This window comes from Streptomyces anulatus (genome assembly GCF_014650675.1).
GTDB lineage: Bacteria > Actinomycetota > Actinomycetes > Streptomycetales > Streptomycetaceae > Streptomyces > Streptomyces anulatus.
This window is the reverse complement of record NZ_BMVK01000005.1, coordinates 207,974-227,320: the sequence shown is the minus strand read 5'-3', so window position 1 is coordinate 227,320 and position 19,347 is coordinate 207,974. Positions and strand designations below refer to the sequence as shown.

General features: G+C 71.2%; 14 protein-coding genes. 13 read left to right on the top strand and 1 reads right to left on the bottom strand.

Annotated features, from left to right (window positions below):
* The first annotated feature begins 68 nt into the window (after positions 1 to 68).
* From IE272_RS15135 to IE272_RS15105, 7 genes are all read left to right on the top strand, one after another.
* The gene (locus IE272_RS15135) at positions 69 to 1,340 is read left to right on the top strand and encodes an HRDC domain-containing protein (protein WP_073959850.1); all 1,272 of its coding nucleotides are present in this window, start codon (positions 69 to 71) and stop codon (positions 1,338 to 1,340) included.
* A gap of 287 nt (positions 1,341 to 1,627) precedes the next feature.
* Positions 1,628 to 2,854: a thiolase family protein gene (locus tag IE272_RS15130; protein ID WP_050357157.1), complete on the top strand. Its 1,227-nt coding sequence runs from the start codon at positions 1,628 to 1,630 to the stop codon at positions 2,852 to 2,854.
* Positions 2,851 to 4,980, top strand: a complete 2,130-nt coding sequence (locus tag IE272_RS15125; RefSeq protein WP_050357156.1) for a 3-hydroxyacyl-CoA dehydrogenase NAD-binding domain-containing protein — start codon at positions 2,851 to 2,853, stop codon at positions 4,978 to 4,980. Before IE272_RS15130 ends, IE272_RS15125 begins: the two co-directional genes overlap by 4 nt.
* A gap of 170 nt (positions 4,981 to 5,150) precedes the next feature.
* Positions 5,151 to 6,194 (top strand): phage baseplate protein, encoded by a 1,044-nt coding sequence (locus IE272_RS15120; RefSeq protein ID WP_190007068.1) that lies wholly within the window; start codon positions 5,151 to 5,153, stop codon positions 6,192 to 6,194.
* Between the two features lie 298 nt (positions 6,195 to 6,492).
* A complete protein-coding gene (locus IE272_RS15115) occupies positions 6,493 to 8,508 on the top strand; it encodes a hypothetical protein (RefSeq protein ID WP_056698413.1) in 2,016 nt (671 codons plus the stop codon).
* A gap of 102 nt (positions 8,509 to 8,610) precedes the next feature.
* Entirely contained in the window at positions 8,611 to 10,107 is a 1,497-nt protein-coding gene (locus tag IE272_RS15110) for a bifunctional cytidylyltransferase/SDR family oxidoreductase (RefSeq protein ID WP_050357153.1), read from the top strand.
* Positions 10,108 to 10,142: 35 nt separating this feature from the next.
* On the top strand, positions 10,143 to 12,149 hold the full coding sequence (locus tag IE272_RS15105; RefSeq protein WP_190007067.1) for a glycosyltransferase: 2,007 nt from the start codon (positions 10,143 to 10,145) through the stop codon (positions 12,147 to 12,149).
* A 77-nt stretch (positions 12,150 to 12,226) separates the two neighbouring features.
* Here IE272_RS15105 and IE272_RS15100 read toward each other — a convergent pair whose 3' ends face one another.
* On the bottom strand, positions 12,227 to 13,366 hold the full coding sequence (locus tag IE272_RS15100) for a PLL family lectin (RefSeq protein WP_179890671.1): 1,140 nt from the start codon (positions 13,364 to 13,366) through the stop codon (positions 12,227 to 12,229).
* A gap of 339 nt (positions 13,367 to 13,705) precedes the next feature.
* Here IE272_RS15100 and IE272_RS15095 point away from each other — a divergent pair, with 339 nt between their 5' ends.
* From IE272_RS15095 to IE272_RS15070, 6 genes are all read left to right on the top strand, one after another.
* The gene (locus IE272_RS15095; protein ID WP_190007066.1) at positions 13,706 to 14,785 is read left to right on the top strand and encodes an LCP family protein; all 1,080 of its coding nucleotides are present in this window, start codon (positions 13,706 to 13,708) and stop codon (positions 14,783 to 14,785) included.
* 39 nt (positions 14,786 to 14,824) lie between these two features.
* Positions 14,825 to 15,220: a PIN domain-containing protein gene (locus tag IE272_RS15090; RefSeq protein WP_050357149.1), complete on the top strand. Its 396-nt coding sequence runs from the start codon at positions 14,825 to 14,827 to the stop codon at positions 15,218 to 15,220.
* Between the two features lie 244 nt (positions 15,221 to 15,464).
* Complete coding sequence (locus tag IE272_RS39105; protein ID WP_256726093.1) at positions 15,465 to 15,587, top strand: hypothetical protein; 123 nt, start codon at positions 15,465 to 15,467, stop codon at positions 15,585 to 15,587.
* A 407-nt stretch (positions 15,588 to 15,994) separates the two neighbouring features.
* Positions 15,995 to 17,191: a glycosyltransferase gene (locus IE272_RS15080; protein ID WP_190007065.1), complete on the top strand. Its 1,197-nt coding sequence runs from the start codon at positions 15,995 to 15,997 to the stop codon at positions 17,189 to 17,191.
* Positions 17,166 to 18,158 (top strand): DUF6895 family protein, encoded by a 993-nt coding sequence (locus IE272_RS15075; protein WP_190007064.1) that lies wholly within the window; start codon positions 17,166 to 17,168, stop codon positions 18,156 to 18,158. Before IE272_RS15080 ends, IE272_RS15075 begins: the two co-directional genes overlap by 26 nt.
* Positions 18,155 to 19,345, top strand: a complete 1,191-nt coding sequence (locus IE272_RS15070) for a radical SAM protein (RefSeq protein ID WP_190007063.1) — start codon at positions 18,155 to 18,157, stop codon at positions 19,343 to 19,345. Before IE272_RS15075 ends, IE272_RS15070 begins: the two co-directional genes overlap by 4 nt.
* Positions 19,346 to 19,347: the final 2 nt, after the last annotated feature.

The window sequence follows — 19,347 nt, the reverse complement described above, 5'->3', positions numbered from 1 at the left end:
GCGCATGGCCGCCCGTCGACGGAACGTTCCGTCGACGGGCTCCGTGCATACACAGATACCCTTGACACGTGACCGACGCCCAAGAGACCGCAGCAGACACTTCACTGCGAACCACCGGGGGCGCTCCCCCGGACGACGTCGCCCCGGCGCCGATCCCCTTGCTCGAACCGCGCGAGGGCATTCCCCCGGTGGTGACGTCCGACGACGCCCTCGCCGAGGTGGTCGCGGCCTTCGCCGCGGGCACCGGCCCGGTGGCCGTCGACGCCGAGCGCGCCTCGGGGTACCGCTACGGCCAGCGCGCCTATCTCGTACAGCTGCGCCGCGAGGGCGCGGGCAGCGCCCTGATCGACCCGGTCGGCTGCCCCGACCTCTCCGCCCTCGGCTCCGCGCTGTCCGGCACGGAGTGGATCCTGCACGCGGCGACCCAGGACCTCCCGTGCCTGCGGGACATAGGCATGACCCCCACCTCGCTGTTCGACACCGAGCTGGCCGGACGGCTCGCGGGCTTCCCGCGCGTCGGCCTCGGCGCGATGGTGGAGAACGTCCTCGGATACGCCCTGGAGAAGGGCCACTCCGCCGTCGACTGGTCCACCCGCCCGCTGCCCGAGCCCTGGCTGCGCTACGCCGCGCTCGACGTGGAGCTCCTGATCGACCTGCGCGACGAGCTGGAGGAGGAGCTGGAGCGGCAGGGCAAGCTGGAGTGGGCCCGGGAGGAGTTCGACGCCATCGCCTCCGCGCCGCCCGCACCGCCCCGCAAGGACCCCTGGCGCCGCACGTCGGGCATGCACAAGGTGCGCCGGCGCCGTCAGATGGCCGTCGTACGGGAGCTGTGGACCACCCGTGACCAGGTCGCCCAGCGCCGTGACGTCTCGCCGGGCAAGGTGCTCGGCGACGCCGCGATCGTCGAGGCCGCGCTCGCGCTGCCGGTCGATGTGCAGGCCCTGACCGCGCTGCCGGGATTCGGCCACCGCATGGGACGCCGTCAGCTGGAGCAGTGGCAGGCGGCCGTGGAGCGGGCCAAGGCGCTGCCCGAGTCGGAGCTGCCGCAGCCCGGCCAGCAGCCGGCCGGACCGCCTCCCCCGCGTTCCTGGGCCGACAAGGACCCGGCCGCCGCGGCCCGGCTCTCCGCCGCCCGTACCGCCGTCTCCGAGCTGGCCGAGCGCCTCCACATGCCCCAGGAGAACCTGATCACCCCGGACACCGTGCGCCGGGTCTGCTGGGAGCCGCCGAAGAACCCGACCCCGGGCGCCGTCGAGGACACCCTCGCCGGGTACGGGGCGCGGAACTGGCAGATCCAGCAGGTCGCCCCGCTCCTGGTGCGGGCGCTGGACGCCTCCTGATCCCGTGACGCAGCGGACACCCCCGGTCACCGGCCGGGGGTTTTCCGCTACCCGGGCCCGGTCCGCGGACCGAACCGATGGTCGAAATCACGCCAGGTTCTGGGCCCTTTCCTCCACCGCGGGGCGGCTTCGGCGGCCTGCACCGGGCGCCGGGGCGGTGTGACCTTCGACGCTCCGGCCGCGAGGGGTGGGCAGTCTGGTTACCCGCAAGTAGCATGAGGGCAGGCGGCGCGCCCCCGTGGCGTGCCCCGCAGCAGTGCCATCCCGCACCCTGGAGGAGAGCCACCGTGCCTCGTACCATCCGGGACGTCGTCTTCGTCGACGGCGTCCGCACCCCGTTCGGCAAAGCGGGCCCCAAGGGCATCTACCACGAGACCCGCGCCGACGACCTCGTCGTGAAGGCCATCCGGGAGCTGCTGCGCCGCAACCCGGACCTGGACCCCAAGAAGATCGACGAGGTCGCCATCGCCGCGACCACGCAGATCGGGGACCAGGGCCTCACGCTGGGCCGTACCGCCGGAATCCTGGCCGGTCTGCCGCAGTCCGTCCCGGGCTACTCGATCGACCGCATGTGTGCGGGCGCGCTGACCGCCGTCACCTCGACGGCCGGTTCGATCGCCTTCGGCGCGTACGACGTCGTCGTGGCCGGTGGCGTCGAGCACATGGGCCGCCACCCGATGGGCGAGGGCGTCGACCCGAACCCGCGCTTCGTGTCGGAGAAGCTGGTCGACGAGTCCGCCCTGTTCATGGGCATGACGGCGGAGAACCTGCACGACCGCTACCCCACGATCACCAAGGACCGTGCCGACGCGTACGCGGTGCGTTCGCAGGAGAAGGCCGCCAAGGCGTACGCCAACGGCAAGATCCAGCAGGACCTGGTGCCGGTCTCCGTGCGCCGCACCAACGCCGAAGCCGGTGAGACGGGCTGGGGCCTGGTCACCGCCGACGAGCCGATGCGTCCGGGCACCACGATGGAGTCCCTCGCCGGTCTGAAGACCCCCTTCCGCGCCCACGGCCGCGTGACGGCCGGTAACGCCGCGGGTCTCAACGACGGCGCCACCGCGTCCCTGCTCGCCGCCGAGGACGTCGCCCGCGAGCTGGGCCTCCCGGTCAGGATGCGCCTCGTCTCCTACGCCTTCGCGGGCGTCGAGCCGGAGGTCATGGGCTACGGTCCGATCCCGGCGACCGAGAAGGCGCTGGCCCAGGCCGGCCTGTCCATCGAGGACATCGGTCTCTTCGAGATCAACGAGGCGTTCGCCGTGCAGGTGCTCGCCTTCCTGGAGCACTATGGCATCGCCGACGACGACGCCCGCGTCAACCAGTACGGCGGCGCGATCGCCTACGGCCACCCGCTGGCCTCCTCCGGTGTCCGGCTCATGACGCAGCTGGCCCGGCAGTTCGAGGAGCAGCCCGAGGTCCGCTACGGCCTGACCACCATGTGCGTCGGCTTCGGCATGGGCGCCACGGTCGTCTGGGAGAACCCGCACTTCAATGCTGACGGAGGCAACAAGTGAGCTCCACCACTGAGCTTCTGAAGGGTGCGGCCGAGCTGTTCCCCGGCGAGGTCGTCACCCAGGCGCACGTACGCCACCTGGACCTTCCGGCCGGTGCGGGCAACTTCGCCCTCATCACGCTGGACAACGGCCTGGACCACACCAAGCCGACCACCTTCGGACCGCAGTCGCTGGCGAACCTGAACGCCGCGATCGACCAGGTCGAGAAGGAGGCTGCCGAGGGCACCATCACCGGTGTCGGCATCACCGGCAAGCCGTTCATCTTCGCGGTCGGCGCCGACCTCAAGGGCGTCGAGCTGCTCGGCCGTCACGAGGACGCGCTGGCCATCGGCAAGGGCGGCCACGACGTCTTCCGCCGCCTCTCCGGCCTCGCGGTCCCGACCTTCGCGTACTACAACGGCGCGGCCATGGGCGGCGGTGTCGAGGTCGGTCTGCACTGCACCTACCGCACCGTCTCCACGGCGCTCCCGGCGTTCTCGCTGCCCGAGGTCTTCCTCGGTCTGGTCCCCGGCTGGGGCGGCTGCGCGCTGCTCCCGAACCTGATCGGCGCGGACCGCGCGGTCTCGGTGATCATCGAGAACTCGCTGAACCAGAACCGTCAGCTCAAGGGCAAGCAGGTCTTCGAACTCGGCATCGCGGACGCGCTGTTCGAGGGTGCGGACTTCCTGGAGCAGTCGCTGATCTGGACCGCGAACGTGCTCAAGGGCACGGTCGCGCCTCAGCGCGCCGAGGTCGACCGCGGTGACGCCTGGGACGCGGCCGTCGCCCGCGGCCGGGCCATCGCCGACTCCAAGGTGCACGGTGCGGCCCCGGCCGCGTACCGCGCGCTGGACATCATCGCCGCGGCGAAGGACGGCGACCTGTCCGCCGGCTTCGACGCCGAGGACCAGGCGCTGGCCGACCTGATCATGGGCGGCGAGCTGCGCAGCGGCATCTACGCCTTCAACCTGGTCCAGAAGCGCGCCAAGCGTCCGGCCGGCGCCCCGGACAAGAACCTGGCCCGCCCGGTCACCAAGGTCGGCGTCGTGGGCGCGGGTCTGATGGCCTCGCAGCTGGCGCTGCTGTTCCTGCGCCGCCTGGAGGTCCCGGTCGTCCTCACGGACATCGACCAGGCGCGTGTCGACAAGGGTGTGGGCTACGTACACGCCGAGATCGAGAAGCTGCTCGGCAAGGGCCGTATCAACCAGGACAAGGCCAACCGCCTCAAGGGCCTGGTCTCGGGTGTCCTCGACAAGGCCGAGGGCTTCGCGGACGCGGACTTCATCATCGAGGCCGTCTTCGAGGAGATCGGCGTCAAGCAGCAGGTGTTCGCGGAGGTCGAGGCGGTCGCCCCGGCGCACGCGATCCTCGCCACCAACACCTCCTCGCTGTCGGTGACCGAGATGGCGTCGAAGCTGAAGAACCCGGAGCGGGTCGTCGGCTTCCACTTCTTCAACCCGGTCGCGATCCTCCCGCTGCTGGAGATCGTGCGCGGCGAGCAGACGGACGACGCCTCGCTGGCCACCGCGTTCGGTGTGGCCCGCAAGCTGAAGAAGACCGCGGTCCTGGTGAAGGACGCCCCGGCGTTCGTCGTCAACCGCATCCTCACCCGCTTCATGGGCGAGATCCAGAACGTCATCGACGAGGGCACCCCGGTCGAGGTCGCGGAGAAGGCCGTCGAGCCGCTCGGCCTGCCGATGTCCCCGCTGGTGCTCCTGGAGCTGGTGGGCCCGGCCATCGGTCTGCACGTCTCCGAGACCCTGAACCGCGCCTTCCCGGAGCGCTTCACGGTCTCCGAGAACCTCGCGGCGGTCGTGAAGGCCGGAAAGCGCGGCTTCTACGTCTACGACTCCGGTGCGCCGGTCCTCGACCCCGAGGTCGCCGCCCTCCTCAAGCAGGGCGACACCGTCCTGACCGAGGAGCAGACCCGCGACCGCGTGCTCGACGCGGTGGCGCAGGAGATCGGCCTGATGCTGGACGAGGGCGTCGTCGCCGAGGCCCAGGACATCGACCTGTGCCTGATCACCGGCGCGGGCTGGCCCTTCCACCTGGGCGGCATCACGCCGTACCTGGACCGTGAGGGCGTCTCCCAGCGGGTGAACGGCAAGCCGTTCCTGGAGCGGGGCGTGGCGAGCGTGCCGGCGTAACGCTCACGACGGACGGAACGCGAAGGGTACGGCTCGGCGACGAGTCGTACCCTTCGTGCCTGCCCGGACCGGTCCCGGTGGGGTGATGACAGAATGCCCTGATCTCACCCCTGAGCAGCCCGGGAAGTGGACGGTTGCCGTCCACGGGCGGAACGGCGTTCGCACACGGTATGACCGGCACCAGAAATCACATAAGCCGCAGAGCGGTCCTCCTCGCGGGCGGGGGCACGGCGATCGTCGCGACGGGTGGCGTGCTGACCTGGGTGAGCGGACGCGAGAACCGTGTACCGACCCCGGCGACCGTCGGGCTGTTCGCCGTGGACGATGCGGTGGCGCTGCTGCCGCCGAGCCCGTTGCGCACCGTCAGCGGGCCCCAGTCGTTCGCCTTCGACGCCGCGGGCGACCGGGTGTACGCGGTGCAGGTGATGGCGGACGGGCTCCGGCTCCCCGACGAGGAGGAGCCGGTCTCCGGTCACGACCGGAAGATGGCGGGCGACATGTGCGTCTCGGTGCTGTCCCTCTCGGGGCGTGCCGCCGGGCACATGTATCTACGGGGGTTCGGCCACGGGGTCTCGATGGGCGTGGAGTCCTCCGGCGAGGACGTGCTGCTCTGGGTGGAGTCCGATGTGGACGAGGGGACCGGTTACGGACGTGCCGTCGCCCGGGTCCCCTTCCGTGACGGGGCCGTCCTGGACAGTTCGTCGTCGGCCGTGCGGCACCACCGGCCGCTGCCGGGCAGCCGCCAGCTCCATCCGGCGTTCGACCCGGTGGACGGCCGGGTCCTGGTGAGCCACTGGATCGGCGAGGCGCACCACTACGCGGTCTACCGGACGGACGACTTCCTCGACGGGCGGTACGAACCCCTGCACACGGTCGTCGACGGCGCTCTGCGTGACGGCGAGTGGGTCCAGGGGTGCGCGCTGCACGGGAACCACATCTACCAGCTGACCGGCAAGGGCTACACGGACGAAGCCGGCGCCAACCCTCCGTCGGGCGGGGGCGACACCTACGTGTCGGCGCTCGACGTACGCACCGGCGAGGTCGCGGGCCGGCGCAAGGTGACCGTGGCGCCCGAGCTGGAATACCGCGAGCCCGAGGGGATAGCGGTGCGGGCCGCGCCGGAGCCGCAGCTCTGCGTGGGCTTCTCGGTCAAGACACCGGAGCACCGGCGTCTCGCCGTCTACGCGTGCCCGGCTCCGGGCGTCACCGCCTGAACCGGGACCACCGCCGTTACGTACGACGCAAATCCATCAATTCGGTCACGCGACAGCCAACCGTTCATAACTGTTCGGTATCCAGACGACAATTGTTCTACTTTTAACCCTTGAAAGTTCTCAGTTGAGTCCGCTCAGTGTCTAAAGTTTGACCGGATGCTTCACAAGTTCCTTACACACCGTCCGCACCTGAGCCTCACCGCGGAACGGCCCCACTGTGACGTGCGGCAGTCCCTGTTCCTGGCCGGCACCGTAGCCAGCACCGCACAAGATCATTAGAGGGAGGGGTCGGCAGCCCATGGGCAAGCAAAAACGTCAGGCCGTGCTGGGGGTCCTGATCACAGCTGCTCTGGTGCTCAGCTTCGTGGCCATGATGGCCGCGGTCGTGATGGTGTCGCTGCCCGTCTTCGCCTTCGCGGCGGCCGTCAGCTATCTGGCCGACCTGCTCCTGCACACCGCCGAGTCCTCCACCCTGGACCGGCTGAGGGACTCGCGCTTCGGGCTCACCATCCGCTTCCTGATCCGTCAGTTCCTGCTGCTCGCGCTCTGCGGCGCCATCATCGACCTCGACTCGTTCGTCATCCAGATGACGGCGGTGGGCCTGCTGCTGCTCTTCACCCTGCAGCTCGTCTACGGCGCGATGATCAAGCGGGTCAAGTCCGAACGCGCGGCGCTGCCCTTCACCACCCGCGGGCTGGACCTCGAAGCCCTGGGCATCCGCCGCCTGCCGCATCCGTTCCTCACGAGCAAGCACGTCCGCAAGATGCTGCACCTGGACGTCCCGCTGGTGGCCGGCGCGATCGGCACCGTCGCCACGGACGACTGGCAGTACGTGACCTTCGGCGGAATCGCCGCGGTCTGGCTCGCCTTCCTGGCCGTGCTCGTCCTGCTGCCCGGCGCCCGGAACGCGCTGATCCTGCCCACCCCCGACGAGGCCCTCGACGAGCTGAACTGGCAGCTCGGGCAGTACCGGCCGCAGGTCGCCCTGTACTTCACCTTCGCCGCCGTCTCCCGGGACTTCATGTACCAGGTGAACATGTGGCTGGAGTCGCTGGAGGAACTGGACCTGCGCCCCATCATCGTGCTGCGTGAGCGGGCCACCCTGCGCTTCCTGGACGCCACCTCCGTACCGGTCATCTGCGTCCCCAAGGCCGAGTACCTGGCCCGCGTCGAGATGCCCGAGCTCCGCGTCACGCTCTACCCCGGCAACGCCGGAAAGAACGTGCACATGCTCCAGCGGCACGAGGTCAAGCACGTCTTCATCGGTCACGGCGACAGCGACAAGCTGGCCAGCAGCAACCGCGTCAGCAAGGTCTTCGACGAGATCTGGGTGGCCGGACGCGCCGGACGCGACCGCTACGAGCGCATCAAGCACGCGGTGACCGCCCATCAGATCGTGGAGGTCGGCCGCCCGCAGCTGATGCCCCTGCGCCGCTGGACGGGTTCGGTCGACAACGAGATACCCACCGTCATCTACGCCCCCACCTGGGAAGGCTGGACGGACGACGCCTGCTACACCTCCGTCATCCCGGCCGGCGAGCACCTCATACGCACCCTGCTCTCGTACAAGGAGCAGCTGCGGATCATCTACAAGCCGCACCCGCTGACCGGCACCCGCTCCCCCGCGGCGGCGGCCGCGCACCGGCGGATCATCGCGCTCCTCCAGGAGGACAACACCCGCCGGTTCGGGCGCAAGATCCTCGACTCGAAGACCGCGGCCCGCCGGCTGGCCCGGATCGACAAGCGCCTCGCCGCACTCCAGGAGCGCGGCGTCCGCTCCAAGTACCCGGACCTGACGGAGGCGGAGCGGACGACCCGTATCCGCAAGTTCCGCCACCAGGCCGGCGCGCTCTACTGGGACTCGCTGCCCGTCGACGCGCACCATGTCGTGACCGACAAGGTGCCCACGCTGTACGACTGCTTCAACCACTCCGATCTGCTCATCGGGGACATGTCGAGCGTGGTCTCGGACTTCGTGGCGACCCGTAAGCCGTACGCCATCTTCAATCTCGAAGGGCTCCCCGACGCCGAGTTCCGGAACGAGCAGCGCACCGCGTACGCCTCGTACCTCCTCGACGCCGAGTGCAACGGTCTGGAGACGGCGCTCACCGCGATGCTCTCCGTGGACCAGGACGTGATGGCCCCGTACCGGGAACAGCTCAAGGAATACCTGCTGGGACCGGACAACCCGCCGTCGACCGTCCGCTTCGCCGAGGCCGCGAACACGCTGTACCGGTCCGGGATCCGGGACTTCCCCGTCGAGCACCCGGACCAGCCCGGCTTCCCCGAGCAGCAGCCGCGTCAGCCCGCCTGACCGCGTACCCGCCGCGCACACCCCGCAGAACTCCGCACCGCCCGGACGCTCCGTGTCCGGGCCTCGCGTCCTCCCTCATCCTCGACAGGAAGCAGGCTCCTCTTGACCACGCGCGCCAGCCGTCGCCGCACAGTCGCCGTCGTCCTCGCCGGTGGCACCGGGCAGCGCATCGGGCTCGCCATCCCGAAGCAGCTCCTGAAGATCGCGGGGAGGCCCATCCTGGAGCACACCCTGCGGGTCTTCGAGAACGCTCCGGACATCGACGACGTCATCGTGCTGATGACGCCGAGCCATGTGGCCGAGGCCGAGAAGATCGTCTCCGGTGCGGGGCTGCGCAAGGTGTCGGCGGTACTGGCGGGAGGCGGCACCCGGAGCGAGACGACGAACATCGCGATCGCGGCGGTGTCCGGGCGGCTCGGCGCCGACGAGGACTGCAATCTGCTGTTCCACGACGCCGTGCGCCCGATGCTGTCCCAGCGTGTGGTCAAGGAATGCGTGGCCGCGCTGGAGCGCTACCGTGCCGTCGACGTGGCCATCCCGTCGGCCGACACCGTGATCGTCACCCGGACGCACGGGGACGACGGGGAGTTCATCACCGAGGTGCCCGACCGCGCCCGGCTCCGGCGGGGGCAGACCCCGCAGGGCTTCCGGCTCTCCACCATCCGCGCCGCGTACGAACACGCCGCCGCGGACCCGTTCTTCCAGGCGACCGACGACTGCTCGGTCGTCGTGAAGTACCTGCCCGACGTCCCCGTCCACGTGGTGACCGGCGACGAGTACAACATGAAGGTGACCCAGCCCGTCGACGTCTTCATCGCCGACAAGCTGTTCCAGCTGGCCTCCACGACGGCTCCGGCACACAGCGGCGAGGAGTTCTACCGGGACCGGCTGGCGGGCCGGACCATGCTCGTCTTCGGCGGCTCGTACGGGATCGGCGGCGACATCGCCCGGATAGCGCGGGAGTACGGGGCGAACGTCTACGCCCTCGGGCGCTCCACGACCGGCACCCATGTCGAGAACCCCGACCACGTGGACGAGGCCTTCGCCAGGGCGTACGCCGAGACCGGCCGGATCGACTTCGTCGTCAACACGGCGGGCGTGCTGCGCATCGGCCGGCTCGACCAGGCCGACAACGCCACGGTCCGCGAGGCGATGGAGGTCAACTACCTCGCGCCCGTGAACATCGCCCGCACCTCGTACAAGTACCTGGCCGAGACCGGCGGACAGCTGCTGCTCTTCACCTCCAGCAGCTACACGCGGGGCCGCGCCGAGTACAGCCTGTACTCCTCCACCAAGGCCGCCATGGTCAACCTCACCCAGGCCCTGTCGGACGAGTGGGCCGAGGACGGCATCCGGGTCAACTGCGTGAACCCCGAGCGCACCGCGACCCCGATGCGGACCAAGGCGTTCGGGCAGGAGCCGGAGGGGTCCCTGCTCTCGTCCGAGGAGGTCGCGCGCAGCTCGCTCGACGTGCTCCTCTCCGCGATGACGGGGCATGTGATCGACGTACGGCGGCAGGACCCGACGTCGGCGCCCGACTCCGCCTTCGAATCCGCACTCTCGCAGGTCCTGAACCACTCCGAGAGTCAGACCGACTGAGCCGGGCCGCACGGCCACTGATCCAGGGGAACCCCGTGAAGATCGCATTCCTGATGTACAGCGCGTACGGGCAGGCCGGTACGTCCGTCGCCACGCAGACCCTCGCCAACTCCCTCGCCGCCCGGCAGCACGAGGTCGAGCTGGTGAGCACGTTCCAGTACCACGACACCCCGCCGCTGCGGTTCGACCCGGGCATCACGCTGCGCACCCTCATCGACACCCGTGACGGCTCGCCGGACCTCGCCCATCCGCAGCACCAGGTCGCCACCGAGCGCTGCCCCGGCGCCGGGTGGAAGCCCGACGACAAGAACCGCTACAGCCGGCTGATGGACGAGCGTGCCGCCGAGTACCTGAAGAGCGCCGATGCCGACGTCGTCATCGCGACGTCGCCCAGCGCCATCGCGCTCGTGGCCGCCCTGGGCACCGGCAGATACATCACGCTGGGCCAGGCGCACACGCACTACCACCACCAGAGCCGCGCCTCGCGGCAGATGCTGGACCTCGCCATCCCGCAGCTGGACGGCTTCGTCACGGTGACGTCGAAGGACGCCCAGACGCACCGGGACGCCTACGGCGCGGTCGGCACCGACTTCCACGCCGTTCCCAACGCGGTCACCGGTACGTTCATGCGGTCCGACGTACGTGAGTCGCGCATCGTCACCGCGTCGGGCCGGCTGGTCGACTGGAAGCGGTTCGACCTCCTCGTCGACGCGTTCGGGCGGCTCGGCGCGAAGTACCCCGACTGGACCCTGCGCATCTACGGAAGCGGTGCGGAGAAGCCGAAGCTCCGCAAGCAGATCGACGACATGGGCGCGACCGAGCGCATCCTCCTCATGGGGCACACGAAGCACCTTCGTGAGGAGCTGGCCAAGTCGGCGCTGCACACCTCGACCTCGACGGACGAGACCTTCGGACTGACGATCGTGGAAGCCATGACCTGCGGCGTCCCGGTGCTCAGCACCGCGGGCCCGCACGGCCCTTCCGAGATCATCTCCGACGGTGTGGACGGCGCGCTGTCCCCCGTGGGCGACGCGGAGACGTTCGCCAAGAACCTCGACTGGCTGATGGGGGACGCCGAGACGCGGGCGCAGATGGGTGCCAACGCGGTCGAGAAGGCCCGCAACTACAGCAACGAGTCGCAGGCCGTCACGTACGAGACGTATCTCGCCAGGCTGCTCACGGCCCGCGACTACCGCCCCGAGGCGCTGTGCCGGGCCACCTCCTCGGGGGACCTCGAACTCGTCGTCGACCCGACCCGGGCCACCGGCCACCGGTTCACCGTCCTGTGCGTGAACGCGGCGGACGGCCGGCAGGCCCTGATGACGGGTCCCGCGGAGCAGACGGCCAACGGGCACTACGCGGCCATCCCCGGGCAGCTCCGGCTGGCCACCGGGACCTGGAACGTCCTGCTGCGCCGCGAGGACGACGGGGTGATGCGCCGGATCAAGGTCAAGGAACTCCAGCAGTCCGCGAACTCGCTCATCTCCGGCGCGAGTTCCTCCCCGGTGCGCTTCCGGTCGTTCACGCGCTCGCCCGACGGCGGGTATCTCCAGATCGTCTCCCGCGAGCTTCCCGCGCACGCGGAGGTCCTCGGGATCGAGACGGCGGGTTCCCATCTCAACGTGCAGATGTTCGCCCTGGGAGTCGCCGCCGCGCAGGGCGGCCCGCAGGTCGACGCCGACGGGCACGGCGCGCACATCATCGCGCAGAGCCGGAAGAACAAGGAGTCGTTCTTCACGATCCCCTGCGCGTTCTCGAACGGTGGCGCCAGCTTCACCATCGATCTCCTGCAGTACGGCGACCGCTTGATCGAGCTCGACACCATCTGGGACCTGTCCCTGAGCATCCCGGCGAATCTGACGGTCTCGGGGACGGCGCACCGGCTGCGTATCGGCCGTTTCGCCGACGACATCGTGCAGCGGAAGCCCGTGAACGTCTTCCCCCAGCGGGTCGTCGCCACGCCCCAGGGCCGGTCGGTGAGATTCCACCCGTACTACACGGACAGCAACTACCTGTCGATCGGGCTGAAGCTCCTCACCTGAGCCCGCCACGCGGGCCCGGCCGGGCCCGGGAACACGAACGGCGGGAGCGCCCCGAGGGTGCTCCCGCCGTCGCCGTCTCACACGCGTACGGAAGGCTCCAGGGCGAGACCGGGCTCGCGCCGCTGGCGGGCCACGTGCAGGGCCCCGTCCTCGCCGATCAGGGCCAGCACCACACGCCCGTACACGTCGTGCGCGAGCGCGGGACCGCCCGCACAGCTCTCCCCGGTGGGCGACCACCACACGCCGCCGCCCTCGTTCTCCGTACCGCAGGCCGCGAGCATGACCTGGCCGTCGTGACCCCGGTGGGCGAGCACCGTGCAGTCGTAGCCGTCGAGCGCGGCGCGCAGGGCGGCCACCGGGACGTTCGACGCCGAGCCGCCCAGGGAAATGGCCCAGGTGCCCGGACGGTACGCCACGACGCCTCCCGTGCCCTCGTCCGCCCAGTAGAACGTCATCCGTTCCGGCGCGGTCTCCAGTGCGACGGCGCTCCCGGGGGCGTGGCCGAACGGGATGTCCTGGTCGCGCCGGAAGGCGCCGCCGGGCTCGCTCTGGGTCCAGCGCATCGTCAGACCGTCGCCGGGGGCGACCAGCTCGACGCGGCCGGTCGAGGTGGCGGCCGCGGCCGCGCCGTCCCGGACCTTTCCGACCTTCAGGTCCTGCCATCCCTGCCAGCTGCCGGCGGCGGTCTCGCGCCGCACGACGAGACTGCCGTTCGCGTTCCGTACGAAGACGTGGAGCGCACCGGACTGGCCCACCGCGGCCGCCGGGATGCCGATGCGCGCCGCCTTCTCGGGTTCCTTGTGCTGGTTCCCGAGCGACCGCCATTCGGTGAGGGGCCGGCCGGACTGGAACTGGGTGGCGCTCACCAGGTCGACGGCCTGGCCGTGGTCCCGCTCGACGGCACGGCGGCCGACGAAGTGCACGAAGCCGCCCGCGCCCTGGGCCACGGACAGATGTGTGAGATGCGGAGCCGGAAGAAGCACCGGGCCGGTCCACCGGGGTCCGCCGGGGGACTCCTCCGTCCAGCGCAGGAGTCCCTGTGCGGCCAACGCGTAGGCGGTGAGCCTGCCGTCCTTGCCCAGGACGAGCCACCGGCCGCCGGCGGTGGAACGGGCGCGGAGGGATGCGGGATCGTCGTGCTGTACGCGGGCGTCGTGGTCCTCGGCACCCGGGTGCGGGGCCCCTCTCCGGGCAGCGCGCTTGGATCTGACCGGCATGACGTGAGGTCGTCCTTCCCAGAAGTTCCTCGGCCCCGCCCCGGACAACGCGTTGGCGTTCCGACAGGCGGCAGACCGATACGCACCCATCATAGAATCTCTGTTCGGCCCGGAGTGCAGCGCTCCCCCGGCACGACGACGTGACGGAGGAGTCCACGCGGCATCGCGCCACGGGTGACGATCGTGTACGGGACCCGAAGAGTCCGTGAAGAATTACACAACATTCGAAAATCTGTCTATAGTGCACGCTCAAGCCCCCCACGCGCGTGGACCGGCCCCACCCGAGTCCCCAACTCCACACCGCCCTTCCGGGCCAAGAGAACAAGGGACTCCTGCAGGATGAGCAACGACGTCATGCCTCCGGGCCCACGCGCCTCCCGACGCTCGCCCAAGCCCCGCAAGCGGCGTCGCGGCCTCAAGATCACGCTCGGTGTCCTGCTCGTCCTGCTGCTCGCCGCCGGCGGAACCGTGTACTGGCTCTACAGCCAGCTCGACGGGAACATCAAGGGCGTCGACATCAACAAGGCGCTCGGTGAGGACCGCCCGGAGAGGCTGCCCACCAGTGGGCAGAACCTGCTGGTCCTCGGCTCGGACTCGCGTGCCGGGGCGGAGAACAAGGAGCTGGGCGGCGGCGGGGCCGTCAGCGGCGCGCGCTCCGACACCGCGATGGTGGTGCACATACCCGAGGGCCGGTCGAAGGCCGTCGCCGTCTCCATCCCGCGCGACACCCTGGTGACCCGGCCCGAGTGCGTCGGCGACAACGGATCCACGGTGTCCGCCAAGGAACGCGTCATGTTCAACTCCGTCTATTCCCAGGTCGGTCCGGCCTGTGTGGTGAAGACGGTGGAGAAGATGTCCGGCGTCCGCATCGACCACTACCTGGAGATCAACTTCGCCGGGTTCAAGGACCTGGTCGACGCCATCGGCGGGGTCACCGTCGACGTACCGCAGGACATCGACGACAAGGCCTCCGGGCTGAGCCTCACCGCGGGCCCGCAGAAGCTGAACGGCACCGAGTCCCTGGCGTACGTCCGGACCCGGCACGGCATCGGCGACGGCAGCGACCTCGGCCGCATCGGGCTCCAGCAGCAGTTCCTGATGGCCCTGCTGAGCGAGGTCAAGTCGCAGGACCTGCTGGGCAGTCCGGCGAACTCGTACAAGATCGCCAAGTCCGCCACCAAGTCGCTCACCACCGACTCGGGGCTCGCCTCGCTCACCTCGCTGGCGGAGTTCGCCCGCTCGATGAACGGCGTCGACCCGGCCTCGATGGAGACGATCATGCTGCCGGTGGCCTACGACAAGATCGACAAGAACCGGGTGATCGCGGTCGAGCCGCAGGCGGGTCAGCTGTGGAAGGCGATCCGCGAGGACACCGCGATCCCCGAGGAAGCGAAGAAGTCCCCCGCCACCGGGAACTGACGACCCGTCGCACCGCGCCCCTCGTGACACCCTGCGGGGATGAGCGAGGACGATGCGGTGCTGGTGATCATCGATGCCGCCAACGTGGTCGGTTCCGTGCCCGACGGGTGGTGGCGTGACCGGCGCGGGGCGGCGACCCGGCTGCGCGACTCGCTGGTCCCGTACGCGGCGGCCGGACTGCCGGGGCTGCCCGGCCCCGTCGAGCTGGTGCTCGTCGTGGAAGGGGCCGCCCGGGGCGTCGCCTCCGTGGCCGGGGTCCGGGTGGACCCGGCCCCCGGCAGCGGCGACGACCTGATCGCCGAGCTGGCGGCCGGGGCCGCCCCGGACCGGGACTGCGTCGTCGTCACCGCCGACCGCGGACTGCGGCAGCGGGTCGAGGCGTACGGGGCCCGGTGCGTGGGACCCCGTACGGTACGGCCGTCGCCGGACGCGTAGCGCCCCACCGGTCTTCACCTGCCGAGGCCGCTCCACCGGCCCGCATCCTCTGAAGCCGCTCCCCCAGGCACGCACTCCGTGAAGGCCGCTCCCCCACGCACGTACCCCGTGAAGGCCGCTCCCTCCGTGCCCGTGTCATGGGCCGTATACCGGCGTCGTGCCGACGATCAGGCGTTCCCATACCGCGCATCCGTACGTTCCTTCTCAGCCGGTGCAACCGACACCGTCGACTGAGGAGAAGAACATGCCTGAGAACCAGAGCCAGGAGCCGACCGAGGCCGAGGACTTCGAGGTCGTCGCGCACAGCGAGGACGGCGAGGACGAGGCGGGCGTCTGCGTCACCAACAACAGCGACATGCTGCAGTAACTCGCCCCGTCGAGTTCAGTTCACCGCGCGGGCCCCGGCGCTCGGACCGACCGTTCCGGGCGCCGGAGTCCCTGCCATCGTCGGGCCCGCCCGCTGTGAGGCGTGAGGCCCGACCGCTGCGGCCCGGCCGCCGTCAGGCGCGCCCGCCGTCAGCCCCGGCCGCCGTGAGGCCCGCCCCGTCGGCCTTCCGCCCTGTCAGCCGCGCCACCGCCGGCCACCGCCCGCCACGCCACGAGGGAGCACCGCGTGACCCCCGCCGCCCTACCGGCACAGCGCCGGCGCCCGCACCGGGCCCCGCAGCACGCGGTGCACGCGGTGCACGCGGTGCGGGAACTCCCGGCATCGGCCGCTCCGCTCCGGTACGCCTCGTCCGGCATCCGGCCGGCCCGCCCCGGCCGGGAGGCGTCATGAGGATCCTGCTGTGCCCGCTCAGCGACGGCGGCTACCTCTACCCGACGATCGCGGCCGGTCGTGAGCTACGGCGCCGCGGCCATCACGTCAGCGTGCTGGGCAGGTCCGGCGCCGCGCCCGTCGCGGCCGACGCCGGACTGCCGTTCGCGGCGACGGAGGACTTCGGCGAACGGCGCGCGTTCTCCGTCGCGTGGTGGGGCAGTTCCGCCATGGCCCAGTACCGGGCGACCGTGCGCGCCGCCCGCGCGGACCGGGCCGACCTGCTCATCACCTCCGTGCTGTGCCACGGCACCCTGCTCGCCGCCGAAGTGCTCGGCCTTCCCGTGGTGGTGGTCGGGCTCTCGGTCCATCTGTGGGACTACCGGGCGGGCGGGGACGACGAACCGCCGCTGGGCAGGCCCCGGCGGAACCGCACCCGCGAGATGCGTCAGCAGTACGCCGAGGTGCGGGAACAGGCCGGGCTGCCGGCGCGTGGCTCCCGGTGGGGGGACGACCCGCTGCCGGGCGACGCCCTGCTGCTGCGTGGCGACCCGGCGCTGGAGTACCCGGGCGCCGAACTGCCGGACCGGGTCCGGCACGTGGGGCCCCTGCGCTGGGAGCCGACGCCCGGAGCGGGCGAGGTCGAAGCGGTCCGGGAGCAGGTGGCGCGGTCCGGGAAGCCCGTGGTGTACGTCCACCTCGGGCGCGTCTTCGAGGGCGGCAGCCGGTGGCCCCACCTCAACGAGACCTTCACCGGCGGCCGGTTCCAGGCCGTGGTCGAGCAGGGACGCTCCCCGAGCCCCGAACCGGCCCCGGGCGCCGACATCCTGACGGTGCGCAAGCCGTGGATGGGCCCGCTGATCGACCTGGCCGACATGGTGCTCACCAGCGGCACCTCCGCCCCCGTGCTGGCCGCCCTGGTACGCGGCCGCCCCCTCGCGGCCTCGCCCAACGGCTCCGAGCAGCCGCTGCTCACCGGTGCCTGCATGCGGGCCGGTGTGGGCGTGCACCTGCCGAAATCCGCACGGCCGGACTGGCCGGCGCTGCTGGAGTCGGCCTGGCGGGACGACGCCCTGCGCGACCGCGCCCGGACCCTCGGCCGGAGGCTGGCCGCGATGGACGGCGCCGCCCGTGCGGCCGACATCGTCGAGCGGGTGGCCCAGCACTCCGCGATCCCGAAGGAAGACCATGACTACGCGAACGTCAGGCCCTGACGCGGACGGCGGGACGACCGCCGCCGGGGAGACCGTCGCGACCCTGGCCGCGGGGACGGGCCGGTGGCTGGGGCTCCACGCGGGCCGTCTCGACTCCCCGGCCGGCCGCGCCGAACTGCCCGTGACGCCGAGGGTGAAGGCGCTCCTGCAACTCGCGCTGCTCTGCCGCTGCTGGCGGAAGGCCGCGCCGGACGACCTCGCCATGGAGCCCGTGCTCGCGGTCGTGGAACACGCCTGGCGGCGGCCGGACTTCCCGCGCCTCCTCGCCCATTCCCCCGACAGCGCACGGCCGTTCGGTCTGATCTGGGCGGCCCTGGCACCGGCCGGGGCCGTCACCGACGCCCGACGCGGCGTGCTCGACCGGCTGTCCGCCGACGGCTATCTGATGCCTCGCCGGAAGTCGCCCTACCTCCACCTGGGAACCCGGTTCTACGCCGAACTCGCGGGCGTCGGCCACGAACTGGCCTCGTACGAGGAGCTGTACGCGTGCAGCATGCTGGCGCGCGCCGACCGCGTGCCGGTGGCCGAACTGGACGTCTGCCAGGTGACGGACACCGTGTTCTACCTCTCCGACTACGGCTTCCGCGACACCGGCCTGGACGCGGAGGCCCGGGAGCGGGCGCTGCGCGTGGTGGAGCGGCTCACCGACCACTGCGTACGCGAGGGCGCGTGGGAGTACGCGGCCAAGCTGCTGCTCGCCCGGCACTGCCTGGGCTCGGACCCGCTGCGGACGCCCTCGGGGACGGCGGCCCTCGGGATGCTCGCGGGGGCCCGGTCGCCGGACGGCTCGATACCCGGCAAGACCGCCCGGGGGCGGGCCCCGGCTTCCGCCGCTCCCCAGCAGTACTTCCGGTGGGCGTATCAGCCGACGCTCGTCACGGCGCTGACGACTCTGCTCCTCACGAACGGCCGCCACCCCCACCCCGTCCCGACCACGGCACCACCCACAGCTCGGAGGACGCGATGAGCCTGCAACAGGTCCAACTCCCGGACGGCGCACGCCTCCTCGAAGGCAAACGCAACTGGTGGTTCCTCGGCCGGGGCGGCGTCGTCCGCCTCGGCGGCCGGCACGTCACCCCCGATGGGGGCCTGCGGCCCGACACGGAGCGCCGGCTGCGCGAGCGCGGCATGTTCGCCTCCCCGCCGGCCCGCTCCTACGCGCTGACCGTCCTCACCAGCACCAACTGCAACCTGGGCTGCGGATACTGCTTCCAGAACACCGCCCAGGACGCCACGAACGGCAGCCGTCCGCCCCGGATCGCCCGGACCCGTCTCACCTCGGAGACCATCACCTCGATCCTCGGGTTCACCGAGCGGCAGATGGCAGCGGCCGAACTGGACCGGCTGCGGATCCTCCTGTTCGGCGGGGAGCCCCTGCTCAACCCGCGCGGCTGTCTGGAGCTGCTGGAGCGGGCCTCGGGCATCGGGATGACGTCGGCCTGGATGATCTCCAACACCACCCTGCTCACCCCGCGGCTCGCGGGGCGGCTCTCCGACCTCGGGCTCGACTCCGTCCAGGTCACCTTCGACGGCGACCGCGCCGACCATGACCGTATCCGGGTCAACAGAGCCGACAACGGCGGCACTTACGACAAGATCGTCCGCAACATCGTCGCGGCGAGCGAGGTCACGCCGATCCGGTGGACCCTTCGGGTCAACGTCTCCCAGGAGACCTTCGACGGCGTCGACGCGCTCATCGACCGGCTCGCGGCGGAGCTGGACCCCTCCCGGTGCGCGCTGTACTTCGCCCGGGTCGGCGACGTGGGCATCGGCTACGCCAACGACCTGCTGCACACGGGCGAGCTCTCGGCCCACTTCACCCGGTGGCAGCGCCGGGCGCTCGAACTCGGCTTCACCGTGAGCCGTCCCGGCGCCCGCCGGCCCTGCCGCACCTGCGGCCACACCGAGGGCCGCTACGGCGCGGTGATCAGCGCGGACGGCACCCTGGCCAGCTGCTGGGAGACCGCGGGCAAACCCGACTGGGAGGTCGGCACGGCCGCGAGCGGCTACCTGCCCGCCGACGCGACCCGCGACCGCTGGATCGCCTGCGAGGACCTCTACCGCTACGACGAGGACACCCGCGTCCTCGCGCGGTTCCGCGACGACGTGGACGCGACCCTGCTCGACTACCTGGACGAGACGGAGCGCCTGTAGCC